This window comes from Bradyrhizobium sp. STM 3809 (assembly GCF_000239795.1).
In the GTDB taxonomy this organism is placed as follows: domain Bacteria; phylum Pseudomonadota; class Alphaproteobacteria; order Rhizobiales; family Xanthobacteraceae; genus Bradyrhizobium.
The window spans coordinates 1-1,640 of the sequence record NZ_CAFJ01000800.1 but is presented as its reverse complement, the minus strand read 5'-3'; the positions used below and the strand labels follow the sequence as shown (position 1 = coordinate 1,640).

Below are 1,640 nucleotides of genomic sequence, written 5' to 3'. Positions count from 1 at the left end.
CGTTGTTTGGACGCATCGAAATCGAGGACACAACCATGCGAAAGCATTGGCTGTTCTGGCGACCGCAGGCGCCGTCGCCGCAACCGCGCTGGTCGCACCGGCGCCCGCCCAGGCCCGCGGCATCGGTCCTGGCCTTGCCTTCGGACTGGCGGCCGGCGCGCTGACGGCCGGCGCAATCGCGGCGTCGCATCCGTACTATTATGGTCCGGACTACGGCTATTACTACGGCCCGCGCTACGTCTATGGACCCGGACCCTACGCCTATTACGGCGGGCCCTACTATCACCGCTATCACCATTGGCACCATCACTGGTAAGCGAGCCGGTGAGGTGCTCCGGAGCCCGGGCGGCATCGGCCCCCGGGCTCTTTTCATGCCGCGATGCAGATCAGGTTCATTCAGCGGCCTCGCCGCGCTGGGCCTTGCGCCAGGCCTGCCGTGCGAACTCCTCGCGCTCGCGCGCGAACCTGTCCTGCGTCGACTTGAATCGTGCAAGTCTTGCCGCGATCTCGGCGCGTTCCTGCGTCCGCCGATCGTCATGCGTCTCGTTCTGTCCCACGGATCCTCACTGCTCCGGTCGCACTTCGGCGAGTCCAGCCATGAGACGCGTGACAAACTTCCTGGCGAATCGCTGGCGTGATGTGGCTGTCCGATTACGGCGTGATTGCGGACACGCTCGCTTGGCTATCCCGCGGACTCGATTTCATCTGGGGAGAGAGCCGGCCACCCGACTGTCGCCTCGATCCCGGAGGTAGCGGCTGCGTCCGGGACTCGTGTCGCTTGCATTGCGCGATGCTGGTTCCTCATGATGCACAATGGCCGCAACGTCGCAGCGTGGTGCTGCCGCAGACGTGGTAAGGGTGGGAGAGCTGAGTTGCGACGTGGGACGTTTTGGAGCTGCCGCCGATGATGACCCGCGATCTCCAGGATGGCGTCAACCGCCTTGGCGACATGATCGCGGCCGCGCGCGTCATCGTGCCGTTTACCGGCGCCGGCATCTCGACCGAGTCCGGCATTCCCGATTTCCGCTCGCCGGGAGGACTTTGGACGCGCAACCGGCCGATCGACTTTCAGGAGTTCGTCGCCAGCCAGGATGCCCGCGACGAGGCGTGGCGGCGGCGCTTTGCGATGCAGGAGACGTTTGCCGCAGCGCGTCCCGGCCGCGGTCACCGCGCGCTGGCCGCGCTGTATCGCGCCGGGAAGATCCCGGCCGTGATCACCCAGAACATCGACAATCTGCATCAGGAGTCCGGCTTCGCCGCCGAGCACGTCATCGAGCTGCACGGCAACACCACCTATGCGCGCTGCATCGGATGCGGGCAGCGCTACGAGCTCGGCTGGGTGCGGGAGCGCTTCGAGCGCGACGGCGCGCCGGATTGTCCAGAGTGTGCCGAGCCGGTGAAGACGGCGACTGTATCCTTCGGACAGTCCATGCCGGAGGATGAGATGCAACGCGCGGCCGAACTCGCGCAGCACTGCGACCTCTTCATCGCGATCGGCTCATCGCTGGTTGTATGGCCGGCGGCGGGCTTTCCGCTGATGGCAAAGCAGGCGGGTGCACGCCTCGTGATCATCAACCGGGAACCGACCGATCAGGACGACGTTGCCGATCTCGTCATTCACCACGACATCGGCGAAGTAC

Annotated in this window: 3 protein-coding genes; 2 read left to right on the top strand and 1 reads right to left on the bottom strand. The window is 65.7% G+C overall.

Going from position 1 to position 1,640, the window contains the following annotated elements; translation table 11 throughout:
* The first annotated feature begins 46 nt into the window (after positions 1 to 46).
* Positions 47 to 316: a hypothetical protein gene (locus BRAS3809_RS33855; protein WP_008966520.1), complete on the top strand. Its 270-nt coding sequence runs from the start codon at positions 47 to 49 to the stop codon at positions 314 to 316.
* A 76-nt stretch (positions 317 to 392) separates the two neighbouring features.
* Here BRAS3809_RS33855 and BRAS3809_RS36955 read toward each other — a convergent pair whose 3' ends face one another.
* Positions 393 to 557, bottom strand: coding sequence for a hypothetical protein (locus tag BRAS3809_RS36955; RefSeq protein ID WP_170323369.1), 165 nt, complete (start codon positions 555 to 557; stop codon positions 393 to 395).
* A gap of 347 nt (positions 558 to 904) precedes the next feature.
* Here BRAS3809_RS36955 and BRAS3809_RS33850 point away from each other — a divergent pair.
* Positions 905 to 1,640: SIR2 family NAD-dependent protein deacylase (locus BRAS3809_RS33850; protein WP_035660394.1), on the top strand; the 736-nt coding region annotated here is incomplete at its 3' end.